We start from the raw sequence: 14,729 nt of genomic DNA on the forward strand, positions 1-14,729 counted from the left end.
AGGGGTCAGGGTTCCCGCCGGGTGCTCAGGGTGCTCGGGGCCGGAGGGAGGCGGAGGGCTGCGATGTCCTGCTGGGCGGCGGCGGAGAGGGGGACGCCCCAGGCCCGGTAGAAGGCGGTGAGGTCCTGGGCCGCCACCTTGCTGGTGACGAGGGCGAGGTTGGCCCAGCGGTCCGTGCCCCGGGGCGGGGCGGAGCGGACCAGCTTCTGGACGCCGGGCCAGAAGTTCTCGCCGTACTGGAGTGTCAGCTGCTGCAGCATGACGAGCTTCTCGAAGGCGTCGAAGGAGTCCGCATAGGAGACTCCGCTCGTGCCGACCTTGGGCAGCGCGGAGTCGTAGACCTTCTCGGCGACCAGGCGCGAGGGCCGGCCGAACGCCTTCTCCACGGCGAGCGAGTAGATGTTGACCGAGACCTCGACCACCTCGGACGGTTCGACGGAGCGCTGCTGACGGTGGTGGCCCTGTTCGTGCCAGATGCCCCAGCCGGTGGCGGCGCCGTCGGCGATCCAGGGGGCGGAGTCGTCCTTGAATCCCATGTAGCCGTCGGTGGCGAAGGCCGCGCCGGCCCGGCGTTCCACCTCGGTGTAGTGGAACGGGAAGACACCCGGGGAGTCGGGCCCGGGGGCGGCGGTCGCGTCGGCAGCGGTGGGGGCGGCGAGGGCGGCAGCCGCGTCCTCGATGCCCCGGGCACATTCGAGGTGGCGCAGCACGGTCTCCGGTGAGTTGTAGGAGAAGCGGGCCGCGGTGTCGCGGGTGAGGGTGACGACGGTCCGTCCGGCGACGAACTCGGCGTAACGGGTGGGGCGTTCGGCGAGCTGGGTGCGCCACTCGGCCGCGGTGGTGCGGCCGAGGACGAAGACCGGGGCCGCCTGGACGTCGCCGGTCAGGGTGACGGTCGTCCGGTCGGCGGCGGTGCCGTCGAAGGCCAGGTAGACCATGCCGCCGCGGTGGTCCTGGACCTGGGTGGCCCCGGACGGTCCGGCGGTGTAGCGGCGGCCGGCGGTGAGGCCGGAGCCGACCGGCGGGCCGACGACGACCCGCAGCCGGCCGGTGCCGGCGGTGCCGGTGACGGTGGCGGTGAGCTGCGCCCCGGGCGGCAGGTACAGGCCGGTCGGCCGGAGGTCGGAGGGCAGCTGGGCGAGGTCCTGGCGCTGCCGCTCGTCCTGGGCGGAGGGCAGCCCGGTGAGGGTGACGGTGTAGGGGCGGTCAGGCTGGGGCAGGACGAACGGGTCGAGGCCGTCGGGGCCGGTGGCGCGGGGGCAGGCCGGGGCGGTGAGCGCGGCTTCGGCGCCGGGTGCGGACTCGGCCCCCTCGGCGGAGAGCGCGGTGATGCGGTAGCGGTGAACCCCGCCGGGGCCGAGCCCGCCGTCGCGGTACTGCCGGTCGGTGGTGACGGCGATCCGGCCGCCGTCGCGGTAGACGGCGTATCCGGCGGGTGCGGGGCCGGGCGGGGCGGTCCAGCGGACGGTGGCACCGGTGGGGGATTTGGCGGTCGCGGAGGCGGCGCCGGGGGCGGCCTGGGTCCGGGCGGTTCCCGGCCGATCGGCGGCCGGGAACCGGATCCAGGTCTGATTGCCGCCGCCGTTCGCCGGGTAGAGCCCGGCGAAGCCGCTGTTCCGGTAGTGGTCGAGGGCGAGGGTCGGGTCGCCCGCCCAGCGCAGGGTTCCCGTGTCCGCGGCGTACTGCCAGCGGGACTGGTCGGTGCCGTTGCTGACGGGCCGTGCGACGACGGTGCTGGCGTACCAGCCGGGGCCGTTGCGCACGTCGAGCACCGGGTAGGGCGCGGCGGAGCTCTGCACCTGGCCCTCCGGGGTGACGGTCCACCGCTGGGTCGGCGGTGTCGGCTTCCCGGCGACCGACGCGCACGGCTCCACCGAGACCGAGCGGTCGGGAGTGACGATCGGAGCGAGCGTCAGACAGCGCCCACCGGTTCTCAGTTCGCCGGCATCTCCTGCGGCCGGGGTGACGGCGGTGTAGCCGGGGCTGAACGTCCACCGCTGGTTGCTGCCGCTTCCCGGTGTGTACAGCGTGGCCCGGTCCTCGCCGACGTTGAAGTCCAGGACGTACGGGCCGCCCTTCCACGTCAGGCTGCCGGCGGACGCGTCGTACGACCAGGAACCGGTGGCGGCGACGGCAGGGACGGGCGCGGTCGGTGCCCCCCTGGAGGGGGTGCTGCCGGGCTGGAGGCCGAGGGCGAGGTCGCCCGTGACGGCGCTGTGGAGGGTGCCCTGGGGGTCGAGTCGCCACTGCTGCCCGGCGGGGGTGGGCTCGCCGAGTTCCGAGGTGCAGGTACGCAGGCGCGTCTGGAGGGTCTGTTCGACGGTCAGGCACTGCCCGAGAACGCGCAGCTCCGACCACTGGTCGGCCGCGCGTGAGGGTGTCGCGCGCGGTTGGGCCAGTGCGGTCGGGCAGGGTGCGAGGAGGGGCAGTAGGGCCAGGGAGACGGCGGTGGCGGTCAGGCCGGACGGTCTGCGGCGGTGTTCGGTCATCGGGCGGGATCACCTTCGTGGTCGGGAGCCCGGAGCGTCGGCGCGTCCCGGGTGCGCACAGGATGCGCACAGCACCGAGGCCGACCGGCTGCTACCACGAGGGCGATGACCTGCAAGATCACCCCATCGGCTGCCGTACGGGCCGGGCCGGGCCGGGCCGTGGACGCGACGGCCGGTCGTGCGCACCCCGTGTCCGGGCCTGCGCGGGATGCCCTGGAAGATCCGCCGTGACCGCCGTGACCGCCGTGACCGCGGTCACTGCGGGGAGCGCCGGGCACGGGCAAGGGCCGTCGACGCTCGCGAGGAGTACGGGCCCCACCAGGCCCGACATGGTGTTCGGAGCAGCGGGCGGCCTGCCCGGCTTGCAGCGGGGCGGGCCCGGGCGGACGGTCGCCGCATGACAACTACGCGCGCACGGAGTGCCTGCCTCGCGGCCGCGGCCGCCCTCTCGCTCCTCACCCTGGCCTCGGTGGCCCCCGCCGCCCACGCCACCACGCTGCGGCTGAAGGCGTGCAACGAGGCAGGGAGCCGTCAGCCCGGCGATGCCCTGATCAACACGGGGATTGTCGCTCAGGTCGTCGGGATCGGGGGCAGCTTCAGCGGGTCGTACCCGGGCTACACGATCACCAAGGTCGAGGCCCGCACCGTGCTCGGCACTCCGATGTGCATCGTCATCACCGACGGCGGTCCTGGCACGGACCGTGTCACCCTGACCACCCGCGAGACGGTCGGCAGCGTGTGGATCTACGGCATCCGGAAGTAGGAGACCACCGGGCGCCCGGATGCTGCGGCCCCTGGTGAGGGGTGTGCCGGGCCGGGAACGGGCGGTGGCCGGCGCCGAGTTCGACCGCAGTGCCGCTCCGGCGGGCGGACTCGCCTGGCGGGGCGGTGGCGCGCCGCCGTCGACCCGGCCCTCTGTTTCGGTACGGGGGTCGGGTCAACGGCGTTCGTCCGGAGCCTGGCGTCCGGTCGGTTGACGTGGATGATGCTGAGCCAGAACATCTCCATGGGGCGGTTCTCGCCGGTCGTGCCGATATTTCCGGCCCCGTCCGGGTAGGTCGTGCCGCCCGGCCGGCCGCGTCCCTGGAGTAGGCGCGATCGCCTCGACGGGGGAGTTCATCCCGGTGGTGCCAGCGGGACGTCCCCCCCCGGGTCCTGCCGCCCGGGCGGGTCGGTCAGGGCGGTGGCGGGTCGGTGGGGCCGACGAACGTCGCTGCCAGACGGGCCGCCGCCACGGTGGGCCGGTCGCGGTGCCGGGCCGACCAGGCCAGCGCCGAGTGGGTCGGCGGGAGCCCGGGGACGTCGACGAAGCGCACCCCGGCGCGTGGGTACAGCTCGCGGACGGAGGCGGGCAGGAACGCCACCCCCTCGCCTTCCGCGACGGCGTGCAGCAGGGTCTCGATGTCGGAGGCGACCGGCCCGTAGCGGACGGGGGAGCCGTCGGGCCGGGGGTCGACCGCCCAGAACCGGCGCCACGCCCGTGGCGCCTGCGGCGGGGTGGCGACCACCGGCCGGCCGGCGAGCAGGTCGAGCGGGACGGCGGGGCGGGTGGCCAGCGGGTCCCGGGCGGGCAGGCAGGCGACGCGCGGTTCGGCGGCCAGCAGGTGGACTTCGATGCCGTCCGCCGTGGGCGGGCGCAGGAACGCCACGTCGACCGAGCCCTCGATCAGGGCTGTGCCCTGGTGCGCGAAGTCGAGTGCGGTGATCTTCGTGGTGATGCCGGGGCAGTGCCGCCGCAGGGCCCGGAGGACGGCGGCGGTGTGCGGCTGGGAGGCCTGGGCGCCGGTCATGCCGACGATCAACTCCGCTCCGGCGTGTCTCAGTTGGGCCTGGGCGGCCAGTCTCAGCCGGTCGGCCGCGTCGACGGCGGCCCGGATCTCCGGGAGGAGGGCCCGGCCCGCGGCGCTGAGCGCGACCGCGCGGTTGGTGCGCTCCAGCAGTCTGACGCCGAGCCGCCGTTCGAGATCGCGGATCTGCCGGCTGAGGGCGGACTGGGTGATGAAGAGGCGGGCCGCGGTGCGGCCGAAGTGGAGTTCCGCGCTGAGGGCGAGGAAGAGCCGGAGTTGGTGGATGCTCGGCCCTGCCGGCGTACCGTCCGGTCGGGAGGTCCGCAGGGGACCCTGTGCTGCGTCCATGACAGTCAATCTATCAACGAACTATTTTTCTGCATGATCATGCGTGCTGACATGTTCGCCCGACTGTGGAAATGTCTGGACCAATCCGCCGACCGGGCCGGCCACCGCCGGCCGGGTGCGCGGGCACAGGCCCCAACCGGGCAGTTCCTACGGCGAGTTCGCGGAGTCCGTCATGTCTCGTACGCAGTCGCGTCGATCCGGCGCGCGCACCACCTTTGCCCTTCTCCTGGCCGGAGCCTGTCTCACGGCCGTCTCGGCGCCGACGGCGGCCGGGGCCGTCGGCGCCGCCGGACGGCCCGCCGGTGGGCCTCCCGTCCACGCGGAGGCCGTCACCTCCGTCCAGGTGCCGCCCGGCGTCACCGCCGGCGTCGCCGTCTACGACCGTCAGACCGGCACCTTCACCGAACAGCTCAACTCCTCCACCCAGTTCCGTTCCGCCTCGGTGGTCAAACTGCTGATCGCCCTCGACTACCTGTGGAACCGGGGACCCACCTACGACATCCCCTCCGCCGACCGCGCGCGGCTGGAGGCCATGCTGCGCAGCAGCGACGACGACGCGGCCAGCTACTACTGGCTGAACAACGGCGGCGGCGCGATCGTCGACCGGATGGTCACCCGGCTCGCGCTGACGGACACCGCCCGCCCGCCCGCGACCAGCGCGGGCGTCTGGGGCTACACCGCCGTCACGGCGGCCGACACCGTGCGGATCTACCGCTACCTGCTGGAGCAGGCCCCGGCGGCGGTGCGGGACTTCGTGCTCGGGAACCTCCACGCCTCGACCCGGTGCGGTACGGACGGCTTCGACCAGCACTTCGGGATCGCCGGATCGTTCGCGCAGCCCTGGGCGGTCAAGCAGGGCTGGTCGGGCTTCTCCTCGGGCGGCTGCACGCCGCAGCCGCCCCACCCCCCGACGGTCGCGTCCGTCGACACGCCGGACGCCGCGGGCGAGGCGGGCGGCACGGGCACGACGGGCGACGTGCGGGAGGTGCGCGAGGCGGGTGAGGCGGGCACCCTCGCGGTGGACCTCACCCGGCCGGTCCTGCACAGTACCGGCACCGTCGGCACGGGCGACCGCACCATCGTGGCCGTCTACACGTCGCACCCCGTGGGCACCACCTACGGCAAGGCCTACACCGACCTCGGCCGGCTCACCCGCTCGCTGAGCGTCCCGGGTGCCGTCCAGCCGGCCGGCACCTGGTTCGGGACCTGGGGCGAGAACGTCCGGGTCCGGCCGCAGGCCAACACCTCCCAGTCGGCGATCACCGTGCTGCCCGCCGGTGTCGAGGTGCTGGTGACGTGCCAGAAGCAGGGCGAGACGGTCTCCGTTCCGCCCTACACCAACGACTGGTGGGCGTACCTGCCGCAGTACGGAGGCTACGTGACGAACATCTACCTCCAGTCGCCCGGCAACCAATTGCCCGGCGTCGGCACCTGCTGAGCCCTACAACGGCTCGGGCGGTGGCGCGGCCCTGCACGACAACATCGCCTCGCACCAGTGGGTCAACTCCTGCTGACCGGCGCCACCGGCCCGGTCAGTCCGGGGACCCCGCCCTGAGCCCCGCCGCAGGCGCCCGCCGTAGCGCGGCCGCGGCCGCCCGCACCCCTGGCGCGGGCGGCCGTCCGGCCGCGATTCCGCGCACGGTCCCGGCGCTGCCGTCACAGCCCCATCAGTAGGTCCCGCACCGCGGCGGGCCGGGACAGGAACGGATGGTGACCGGCGTCGAGCTCGACGACGCCGCCGGCCCGGCGGGCGAACTCGCGCTGCAGGCGCGGCGGGGTGCCCCGGTCCCGGCCGCAGACGACGTACGTCGAGGGCACCTGCTGCCACGCGGCCGCCCCGACCGGCTGCCCGGTCACCCGCAGGCTCTGCCGGGCGAGGTGGTTCGCCGCCTGCGCCCGGACGTCCGGGCCGCAGTCCTGCAGGAACGTGTCCACGAGCAGCTCGGGACGGACCCCGAAGGTGCCGGCGTCGGGATCGACGTCGAGGTACGGGGCGGGACCGCCGTCCCCGAACTCCGACAGGCTCTGCCCGACCTCGGGCAGGTAGCTGGAGATCAACACCAGGTGGCGGACCGATCCGACACCCGCGGCGGCCTCCGCGGTGACGATGCCCCCGTAGCTGTGGGCGACCACGACGGTGGGTTCGTCACCGTCCAGCAGCACCTGCCGCACCGCCGCGACGTCCTCGGCCAGCCCCGGACCGCCTCCGCCCCCGGGCACGCCCGCCTCGCCGCAGCTCGGCAGCGCCGGCGCGACGCTCCGCACCCCTCGCTCCTGCAGCAGCCCGGCCGTGCGGTGCCACCACCACGACCCGTCCCGCACACATGCCCCATGCACGAACACGACCCTCATCGCTGCCTCCACGTCGGCTCCGACCTGCCCTTCGATCAACGGCGGACGCGGCCACTGTGACGCCGGGAAGCCGAAGATCGTTCACGGAACCGCGGCGCCGGAACCGGCGACCTCACCGGCCGGCGCCCCCAGGGCCGGGCACGCCGGCCCCCTCGTCCCACCCCGGCGGCCACGGGACACGCCACTGCGTCGAGTGATCACCCGGCCGCCCGCCCCGGTATGCCGCCGGACACCCCCCGCGTCCTGCCGCCCCCTCCCCGGCCGAGCGCGCGAGGCTCCCCCCGATCCAGGCCGACACCACCCTCGCCCGGGTGGCCGTCGCAGGGTCGGTACTGTGACCGGACACCCTGTTGAAAGGCGCCCTCCTCCATGGCCAACAACGCCGCCGAACCACGTGCCGCAGCCCGCAAGGCCCTGCTGCAGCTGACCGGCGTCAGCCGCTCGTACGGCGAGCGGGAGGTGCTGCACCCCGTGAGCCTGTCGCTCGCCGCCGGAGAGTGCGTGGCGCTGCTCGGGCACAACGGATCGGGCAAGTCGACCCTGCTCAGGGTCGCGGCCGGCCGCGACGTACCCAGCAAGGGCACCGTGACCTTCGACGGCATCCCGATGGACGAGAACGACCCCCGGGTCCGGGCCCGCGTGGCGGTGGTCGGCGACACCGTCGCCTGCTACCCCGACCTGACCGTCCGCGAACACCTGCTCCTGGTCGCGGTCGCGCACGGGGTCACCGACGCGCCCGACTGGGTCTCCCAGGTCCTGGCCGACCGGATGCTCACCGAACGGGCCGACGCGCTCCCCTCGGCCCTCTCCTCCGGACAGATGCAGGCCCTGCTCCTCGCCTGCGCGCTGGTGCGCCCGCGCGATCTGCTGCTGCTGGACGAGCCCGAGCAGCGGCTCGACCCGGACGCCCGCCGACACCTCGCCGACCTCCTCAAGGCCGAACTGGCCGACGGCGTCGCCGTGTTGCTCGTCACCCACCACACCGACCTGGCCCTGGACGTGGCCGACCGGGTGCTGGTGCTGGAGGACGGCAGGATCCTCAAGCAGGGCGCTACCCGCAAGGTCCTGGCCGCGGAGTTCGCCGCCCGCACCGCCGCAGGCTCGGCAGGTGCCCGGTGACCACCGCCCACCCGGAAACCGACCCCGCCGTCGAGCCCTGGACGGACGACGACGACTGGACCGACGAGACCCTCGCCCTGCTGCGCACCCTGCGCACCCCCCACCGGCGCAACCGCGCCAAGTCGGTCGGCTTCGCCGTCTACTGCGTGGTACTCATCCTGATCATCTGGGGCGGCGTACCCAGCCTCGGACTGTTCCTCCAGGCCTCCATGGGCGCCGACTACACCGGCCACGGCAGCGACCTCCTCGCCGCCATGCCCGCCGGGATCACCGCGATCGGCCTGGCCGCCTTCCTGCTGCTGGTCCGGGACGGCCTGTGGCGCGGCCCCGTGGTGCCGCCCCGGGCGGCGGCCGACTGGCTGCTGATCCACCCCGTCCGGCCCCGTCCCGTACTCCGGCCCTGGTTCTGGCTGTCCTGCGCCGTGGCCGCGTTCCCCGCCCTGGTGGCGGCGGTCGGCGGGATGGTCGCGCTCGGGCTGACCGTGCGGGTCGGCCTGCCGGCCGCACTCGGCTGGTGCCTGCTCGGGGGACTCTGCGTGCCGCTCCTGGCCACCTGCACCGCCCTGGTGGTGGAGCGCAGCGACCGCGCCGCCCGCTGGGTACGCCGGCTCACCCCGTACCTGACACTGCTGATCATCGCCCTGGCGGCACAGAGCGCGCTGGCCGTCGCCGGTCACCCGGTGCGCTGGCTGGAACTGGTCGAACTGTGGTCGGGACCCTGGGGCTGGGCGGCGATCGCCGCCCTGGCACCGACCCCCGCCGCCGTCGCGGGCAACTGGGTGGCCGCCGCGCTCCTGCTGGTCTCGACCGCCGCCGCCCTGCTGCTCGCCGACCGGGCCGCCGCGACCGTGCCACTGGCCCGCCTGCGCGAGCGGGCCAGGACGGCCGCCGGCGTACTGGCCGCACTCCGGACCGTCGAACTGCGCAGCGCGCGGCTGGCGGTGAACAGCGCCAACGGCGCCGCCCGCCAACGCCGGCTCCGGCTGCCGCCGCCCAGCCGCGCCTGGCTGGTGGTGCCGTGGCGGGACACCCTCGCACTGCTCCGGTCCCCTGCCCGGCTGGGCCGCGCGGTGGTCCTGGTCGTACCCGCGCTGTCCTGCGCCGTCCTCGCGCACGGCGCCACGGGCGGGCTGTCCTGGCTGGCCACCGCCGTGGCGCTGGTGTTCGGCTACCTCGCCGTCGCCCAGCTGCTGGAACCGGCCCGCATCGAGACCGACGACGTCCGACGGGCCTCCTGGTCGCCGTACCCGTTCGCCGGCCTGATGCTGCGCCATGCGATCGTGCCGACACTGGCCGGGCTCCTGCTGGGGCTGGCCTGCGCCGCGGCGCTCCTGGCGGCGGGCACCGGCCCGGCGGCCTGGCTCGCACCGGCCGCCGCTCCGGCACTGGTCGCGGCGGGACTGGTGAACGCCTGCCGCGGGGTGCTGCGCAAGGACCTGATGTTCTCCCCGGCCCAGGGCGCGGGCGGCGGGACGGGCCCGCTGCTGTTCGCCGCCTGGTACGCCGCCGGGCCCGCCGTGGGCGTGGCGTTGCTGACGCCGATGTTCTCCTCGGCCCTGCGCGGCGGGACGGTCGAACAGGTCGGCAAGGCGGCCCTGATGGCGGTGGTGGTGGCCGTCCTCCTGCTGCGCTGGGCGCAGGCCAGGGCCGCGAAGATGAGCAAGGCCCGCCCGGGGGAGAGCACTCCCTAGACCCGGACGCTCTGTCTGATCAGGCGGAGGCCGTGCTCCAGGTCGAACCCGCCCGGGACCGACGGTCGACGAGGCTCCCGCTCTGCGGGGCCGAGGACCGGTCGTACCGCACCCCGATCTTCCGCACCTCGCTCTACCAGCAGGCCGGCTACGCCCCGGCCTGCTGGTAGAGCGCCACCAGGATTCCGTGCACCGGCTCGTCCTCCGAGTCCTCCTCCGTCTCGTCGACCAGCCCGGCCAGTGCCTCGGCGAGCCGGGCTGCCTTGGCCGGGCTGAGCCGGAGGTGGCGCAGTGTCAGGAGGTGGTCGGCGGGTGAGCGGTCCAACTCCTGGGCGACGGCGCCGAACAGCGCGGCCGTGCCCTCGGCCTGCGGTTCGTCGACGAGGAGCCGCTCGGCGGTCCGCCGGTAGTACTTCTCGGTGCCGCCGCGTACCCGTCGCGTTCCCGCGTCCTGGACCAGCCCTGCCTCGGACAGCACCCTCAGGTGGTGGGAGACGCTGCCCTTGTTCACTCCCAGTTGCGCGGCGAGGCGGCTGATCGTCGACGGCCGGCCGCTGAGGGCGAAGAGCAGGCGCTGGCGCAGGGGGTGGGCGAGCGCCGCGTGCTGCAGGGGCGTGCTGATCCGCTGTACGTCTTCGTCCGGTTGGTGGCTCACGAGATCAAGCGTTAAGGACGGTTGACGCTTTGGCAAGTCGGCTGGTCTACTCCCTGTCATGACCTCCACCACAACGCCCACTGCGTTGGACGCCGCCACCGTTGTCGAGTCCGTCGCCGAGCTCGTCGGCGAGAACTACGTCTTCCCCGATGTCGCCCGGGAACTGGCGGCCCTGCTGCGGAGCCGCAGCGCCGAGGGATCGTACCGGATCGAATCCGCGGAGGAGTTGGCCGAAGCGGTCACCGCGGACCTGCGGTCCGTCAACGGTGACCTGCACCTGGCCCTCAAGCACCACGCCGTGCCGGTGCCGCCCGAGCAGGGAGCGGCGGCACTCGCCGCGATGCGGAGGCAGTTCGACGCCTCCCTGGGCGGTGTTCCGCGTGTGGAGCTCCTCGACGGGGGCGTCGCGGTGCTGGAGATCGCACCCCTGCTGTTCCCGCTGGACTGGACGGCGCAGCCGCTGGCCGCGGCGCTCTCACTGGTGGCACCCGCCCGCGCCCTCATCCTCGACCTGCGCGGCAACGTCGGTGGCGATCCGAACACGGTCGCCTTCGTCTGCGGCTACCTGCTCGACGGCCGGACCAAGCTCAACACCATGGTCTCGCGGCAGGGGGAGGTGGCCGAGCAGTCCTGGACGCCCCCGTTCGTACCGGGTGCCCGCTTCGGCGGCGACAAGCCGCTCTACGTGCTGACGAGCGGACGCACCTTCTCCGCGGGCGAGGAGCTCGCCTACGACCTGCAGCAGCTCGGGCGCGCCGAGGTGGTCGGGGAGGCCACCCGGGGCGGCGCGCACCCGCGCGAGGGCTGGACGGTGCACCCGCACCTGGAGCTCAGCGTGCCCATCGCCCGCGCGGTCAACCCGGTCTCGGGCACCAACTGGGAGGGCACCGGCGTCCGGCCCGACGTGCCGTGCGACGCCGAGGCGGCGCTCGACCGCGCGCTGACCCTGGCCGTGGCGCGCCTGATCTAGGCCTGTGCCTCCCGCCTCTCTCGCCTCGCAGCCGGGCTCGTACGCGCAGACGGCCAGGGACTACTTCGAGGGCGTAGCGGCGCGGGCCGACAAGGACGGGGACGGCATGGTCACCACTCAGGAACTCACGCAGGCCGTCCTCGCGAGCTGACATACGCCGGCCGCGGCCGGACGGGACAGCAGTCCGGTACGGGGACACTCGGGAAGCCCACTGTCTCCGGTCCTCGGCGAATGTCTCCGGCCCTTGGCGAAATGAGCAGCACGCAGCTGACGACGGCGCAGGGCCGCGCTCTGGATGCGCGAAGGGCCGGCGGCCGGCGATGTGCCTGTTCCTCGGGCAGGGCCACGAGGAGGTCGCGCGGCTGTTGGGCGAGGACTCGGTGACGGACGGCGGGTGTGGCGGGTGCCGACAACCGCCGCGAGCGGTCGGGCCCGTCGCCGTCTGGGCCCGGAACCGTTGAAGGTCCTGTTCGCGCGGGTGTGCCGTTCGGTGGCGGTGCCCGGGACGGCGGGTGCCTGGTACCGGCGCCGGCAGTTGGTCGCGGTGGACGGCACCACACTGGGCCTGGCGGCCTGGCGGCCTGGCGGACACCGAGGCCGGCGACGCCTTCTCGGCCGCCCGGGCTCCACCCTGGACGAGATCAAGACGGCGGTAGTCGGACGGTCGCCACAGGCCGATGAGAATCAAGGCGTTGTCGGCGGTGCAGCATGTGTCATGGGCAGGTGGCCTGCGTATTCGGCCGCCGCACCCGGCGGCGGCCGGGTCGCCCCGCCCGCCGCCGGGTCATCACCGCAGGTCAGCGCCGCAGACCGCGGTCCAGCGCGGCGATCAGCGAGCCCTGGGCGTCGTCCCCGTCCAGGGACCAGACCATCACGCCGCCGAGACCGTTCCGCCGGGTGTAGCGGGCCTTCTGGGTGGCGGTGGCCGGGTTGTCGTACGTCCAGAACTCGGTGCCGTCGTACTTCCAGGCCGCGCCGTACTCGCGGTCGGTGTGCACGGTGCCCGGCAGGTCCTTGATGGCCTTGTAGGGCAGCTGGCCGCCGCCGAGCGGGGACATGCCGGTGGCGGGCTGGTAGAGGCCGTTCTTCGTCCCGGCGGGCACTCCCGTCCAGCCGTAGCCCCAGGACGGCACCCCGAGCACCGCCTTGCGGGCCGGCAGGCCGCCGGCGAGGTAGTGCTGCACCACCCGGTCCGCGCTGTAGCTGTCGCTGGTGCCGGAGGGGTCGGCCGGGTCGGTGTAGAGGTTCGCCTGGTGGTTGGTCGGGCCCTGCGGCTCCCAGGAGCCGTGCATGGTGTAGGTCATCAGGTTCAGGTAGTCCACCTGGCGGGCGACCTTCCTCAGCTCCAGCCGGTCCGCGACGTCGGTGTTGGCGGCGACGGCGGCCGTCAGCAGGTGGCGCCCCCGCCCGCCGTCGCGCACCGCGTCCAGCTGCCGCCGGAACTCGGCCAGCAGCAGGGTGAAGTTGCGGCCGTCCTCGGGGCGCACCGAGTTGTCCGGCAGACCGTCGCCGCCCGGGTGCTCCCAGTCGAGGTCGATGCCGTCGAAGACGCCCGCGCCGCTGCCCGGGCCGCCCTCCGACGAGCCCAGCTGCGGCAGGTTGCCCTTGATGTAGAGGTCGACGCAGGAGGCCACGAACTTCTTGCGCGCCGCGTCGGTGGCGGCCACGTCCGAGAAGTACTTGGACCAGCCCCAGCCGCCGATCGAGATGACGGCCTTCAGGTGGGGGTTCTTCGCCTTCAGCTTCCGCAGCTGGTTGAAGCTGCCCTTCAGCGGCTGGTCCCAGGTGTCGGCGACGCCGTCCACCGAGTCGGCCGCGCCGATCGGGCGCTGGTAGTCGACCCAGGCGTCGGCCTGGTCGGCCAGGTTGTCCGCGAAGCAGGTGCCCTCGGGGGAGATGTTGCCGAAGGCGTAGTTGATCACGGTCAGCTTCGCGGCCTGGCCCGAGTCCTGGACCTTCTTGGGGGAGAAGCCGCTGTAGGCGCTCCACGCGGTGAAGTAGGCCACCCGGTGGCCGGGCAGCCGGCGGCTGTCGTCGTCATCGGCGTGAGCGGTCGCGGGGGCGGCGACGAGCGAGGCGAACAGAGCCGTCGCCAGGAACGCGGAGGTGCGTCTGAACATACTGGTGGCCTTGTCTGCGTGGGGTCAGATGGTCTGTACCAATCGTGAGAAGAGATCTAGTCCATGCCGGGGCGCGCACACAAGAGGCCGGGCCACACGAAGTGGCCCGGCCCGCTGAGGAACTGGTGGAGTGTCAGAATCGGGCAGCTTCCCGGGTCCAGACCCCTTCGGGGTGCTCGTCGACGGGAAGTCGCAGGTCGGGCTGCGCACGGCAGCCGGGGCTGGCCTGCTCGTCCGAGGGCCAGCGGTGTTCCCGGTCGGGCCAGAGCAACTGGACGACGGGGACCGGGGTCTGTCGGTAGAAGCCGACGAACGTACCGAGCAGTGGATAGTGCCAACTGGGATCCACCGGTTGGCATCGGAGCCGGTAGCCCTCGATGACGTTCGGGAGCAGCGTGCCGGGCTCCGTCGATGCCCCGTCGCGAACCCGGACGGCGGCACTGCCGACCCAGTGCATCAGGCCGTCCGGTTCCAGACCGAACATGGCGACCTCCGGGACCCGGTAGGAATGCCACAGGCCGACGGTGAAGGCCCAGTCGGGGACTTCACCTCCGCCACCCACGCCGACCACGTGGCAGCCGTGCTCGCGTACGTGCGCCATCTCGGAAGCCCAGCGCTTCGCGCGCCGCCGCCGTGCGCGGAAGGTCGCGGAGGCGGCGGGGTCACAGAGCACACAGGGGCACGGGGGAGTCGCGGCGAGGTCGGTCACCTGGGTATCCAAGCAGATCAGGATGCGGCTGATCACGATGTATGGAACTGCTCCGCCGACGGCCGCAGATCCCGTTCGGGATCCATCTCACGCTGGTGTGCGAGAAGCCCGGCCTCCCGTGGGAGCCGTTGATCGCCAAGGAACGCGTGGCCTCACCGCTGGACCCTGCGGGCGACCTGTTCCCGCCGACACCTGTCGGCCGGGCGACCCTGCTCGGCCAGGCCAGGCCAGGCCAGGCCCGGCTCGGCTCGATGAGGTCGAACTGGAGTTCCGCGCCCAGATCGATGCCGTCGCCGACGCCGGGCTCACGCCGACCCGCCTGGACTTCCGTTGCCTGGCCGGCGGCGGCCTAAGAAGACGTCTCATTTGGGCTTGTAGGCTGGTCCGGTGACGATCGTGGAGCGTCTGGTGCCGGACGAGTTGTGGGAGTTGTTCCAGTTGGTGGTGCCGGCGGCGCCGACCCGCCCGCAGGGCGGTGGTCGGCGCCGC

Annotated in this window: 13 protein-coding genes; 7 read left to right on the top strand and 6 right to left on the bottom strand. The window is 73.7% G+C overall.

Annotated elements, in window-relative coordinates:
* Positions 1-5 precede the first annotated feature (5 nt).
* Positions 6-2,489 carry a M60 family metallopeptidase gene (locus tag PUR61_RS15500; protein ID WP_329879430.1) on the bottom strand — a complete coding sequence of 828 codons (2,484 nt, stop codon included), beginning with the start codon at positions 2,487-2,489 and terminating at the stop codon, positions 6-8.
* Positions 2,490-2,886: 397 nt separating this feature from the next.
* Here PUR61_RS15500 and PUR61_RS15505 point away from each other — a divergent pair, with 397 nt between their 5' ends.
* Positions 2,887-3,252 carry a hypothetical protein gene (locus PUR61_RS15505; protein ID WP_329879431.1) on the top strand — a complete coding sequence of 122 codons (366 nt, stop codon included), beginning with the start codon at positions 2,887-2,889 and terminating at the stop codon, positions 3,250-3,252.
* A 412-nt stretch (positions 3,253-3,664) separates the two neighbouring features.
* Here the strand turns inward: PUR61_RS15505 and PUR61_RS15510 are convergent, their stop codons facing one another.
* Complete coding sequence (locus PUR61_RS15510) at positions 3,665-4,624, bottom strand: LysR family transcriptional regulator (RefSeq protein WP_329879432.1); 960 nt, start codon at positions 4,622-4,624, stop codon at positions 3,665-3,667.
* Positions 4,625-4,796: 172 nt separating this feature from the next.
* On the opposite strand from PUR61_RS15510, the gene PUR61_RS15515 reads away from it, so the two are divergent.
* Positions 4,797-6,062 carry a hypothetical protein gene (locus tag PUR61_RS15515; protein ID WP_329879433.1) on the top strand — a complete coding sequence of 422 codons (1,266 nt, stop codon included), beginning with the start codon at positions 4,797-4,799 and terminating at the stop codon, positions 6,060-6,062.
* A 218-nt stretch (positions 6,063-6,280) separates the two neighbouring features.
* On the opposite strand, the gene PUR61_RS15520 is transcribed toward PUR61_RS15515, so the two are convergent.
* On the bottom strand, positions 6,281-6,976 hold the full coding sequence (locus PUR61_RS15520; RefSeq protein WP_329879434.1) for an alpha/beta fold hydrolase: 696 nt from the start codon (positions 6,974-6,976) through the stop codon (positions 6,281-6,283).
* A gap of 369 nt (positions 6,977-7,345) precedes the next feature.
* On the opposite strand from PUR61_RS15520, the gene PUR61_RS15525 reads away from it, so the two are divergent.
* From PUR61_RS15525 to PUR61_RS15535, 3 genes are read left to right on the top strand one after another with little or no spacing between them, the layout of a single operon-like run.
* On the top strand, positions 7,346-8,095 hold the full coding sequence (locus PUR61_RS15525; protein WP_329879435.1) for an ABC transporter ATP-binding protein: 750 nt from the start codon (positions 7,346-7,348) through the stop codon (positions 8,093-8,095).
* On the top strand, positions 8,092-9,786 hold the full coding sequence (locus PUR61_RS15530) for a hypothetical protein (protein WP_329879436.1): 1,695 nt from the start codon (positions 8,092-8,094) through the stop codon (positions 9,784-9,786). The genes PUR61_RS15525 and PUR61_RS15530 overlap by 4 nt, the downstream gene beginning before the upstream one ends.
* Positions 9,787-9,818: 32 nt before the next feature.
* A complete protein-coding gene (locus tag PUR61_RS15535) occupies positions 9,819-9,956 on the top strand; it encodes a hypothetical protein (RefSeq protein WP_329879437.1) in 138 nt (45 codons plus the stop codon).
* Here the strand turns inward: PUR61_RS15535 and PUR61_RS15540 are convergent.
* Positions 9,935-10,441 (bottom strand): ArsR/SmtB family transcription factor, encoded by a 507-nt coding sequence (locus PUR61_RS15540; protein ID WP_329879438.1) that lies wholly within the window; start codon positions 10,439-10,441, stop codon positions 9,935-9,937. The genes PUR61_RS15535 and PUR61_RS15540 overlap by 22 nt on opposite strands.
* Before the next feature lie 58 nt (positions 10,442-10,499).
* On the opposite strand from PUR61_RS15540, the gene PUR61_RS15545 reads away from it, so the two are divergent.
* Both PUR61_RS15545 and PUR61_RS15550 read left to right on the top strand, forming a co-directional pair.
* On the top strand, positions 10,500-11,411 hold the full coding sequence (locus PUR61_RS15545; protein WP_329879439.1) for a S41 family peptidase: 912 nt from the start codon (positions 10,500-10,502) through the stop codon (positions 11,409-11,411).
* Positions 11,412-11,415: 4 nt separating this feature from the next.
* Entirely contained in the window at positions 11,416-11,562 is a 147-nt protein-coding gene (locus tag PUR61_RS15550; protein ID WP_329879440.1) for a hypothetical protein, read from the top strand.
* Positions 11,563-12,208: 646 nt separating this feature from the next.
* Here PUR61_RS15550 and PUR61_RS15555 read toward each other — a convergent pair.
* A complete protein-coding gene (locus tag PUR61_RS15555) occupies positions 12,209-13,531 on the bottom strand; it encodes a glycoside hydrolase family 18 protein (protein ID WP_329879441.1) in 1,323 nt (440 codons plus the stop codon).
* A gap of 133 nt (positions 13,532-13,664) precedes the next feature.
* Entirely contained in the window at positions 13,665-14,132 is a 468-nt protein-coding gene (locus PUR61_RS15560; protein WP_329879442.1) for a DUF4262 domain-containing protein, read from the bottom strand.
* Positions 14,133-14,729: the final 597 nt, after the last annotated feature.

This window comes from Streptomyces sp. BE20 (genome assembly GCF_036322525.1).
Taxonomy (GTDB): Bacteria; Actinomycetota; Actinomycetes; order Streptomycetales; family Streptomycetaceae; genus Kitasatospora.

Excerpts from the sequence above, each read along its gene's own strand:
- PUR61_RS15520 (WP_329879434.1), bottom strand. The coding sequence starts at position 6,976 with ATGAGGGTCGTGTTCGTGCATGGGGCATGTGTGCGGGACGGGTCGTGG.
- PUR61_RS15555 (WP_329879441.1), bottom strand. The coding sequence starts at position 13,531 with ATGTTCAGACGCACCTCCGCGTTCCTGGCGACGGCTCTGTTCGCCTCG.
- PUR61_RS15515 (WP_329879433.1), top strand. The coding sequence starts at position 4,797 with ATGTCTCGTACGCAGTCGCGTCGATCCGGCGCGCGCACCACCTTTGCC.
- PUR61_RS15510 (WP_329879432.1), bottom strand. The coding sequence starts at position 4,624 with ATGGACGCAGCACAGGGTCCCCTGCGGACCTCCCGACCGGACGGTACG.
- PUR61_RS15560 (WP_329879442.1), bottom strand. The coding sequence starts at position 14,132 with ATGGCGCACGTACGCGAGCACGGCTGCCACGTGGTCGGCGTGGGTGGC.
- PUR61_RS15500 (WP_329879430.1), bottom strand. The coding sequence starts at position 2,489 with ATGACCGAACACCGCCGCAGACCGTCCGGCCTGACCGCCACCGCCGTC.
- PUR61_RS15545 (WP_329879439.1), top strand. The coding sequence starts at position 10,500 with ATGACCTCCACCACAACGCCCACTGCGTTGGACGCCGCCACCGTTGTC.
- PUR61_RS15505 (WP_329879431.1), top strand. The coding sequence starts at position 2,887 with ATGACAACTACGCGCGCACGGAGTGCCTGCCTCGCGGCCGCGGCCGCC.
- PUR61_RS15525 (WP_329879435.1), top strand. The coding sequence starts at position 7,346 with ATGGCCAACAACGCCGCCGAACCACGTGCCGCAGCCCGCAAGGCCCTG.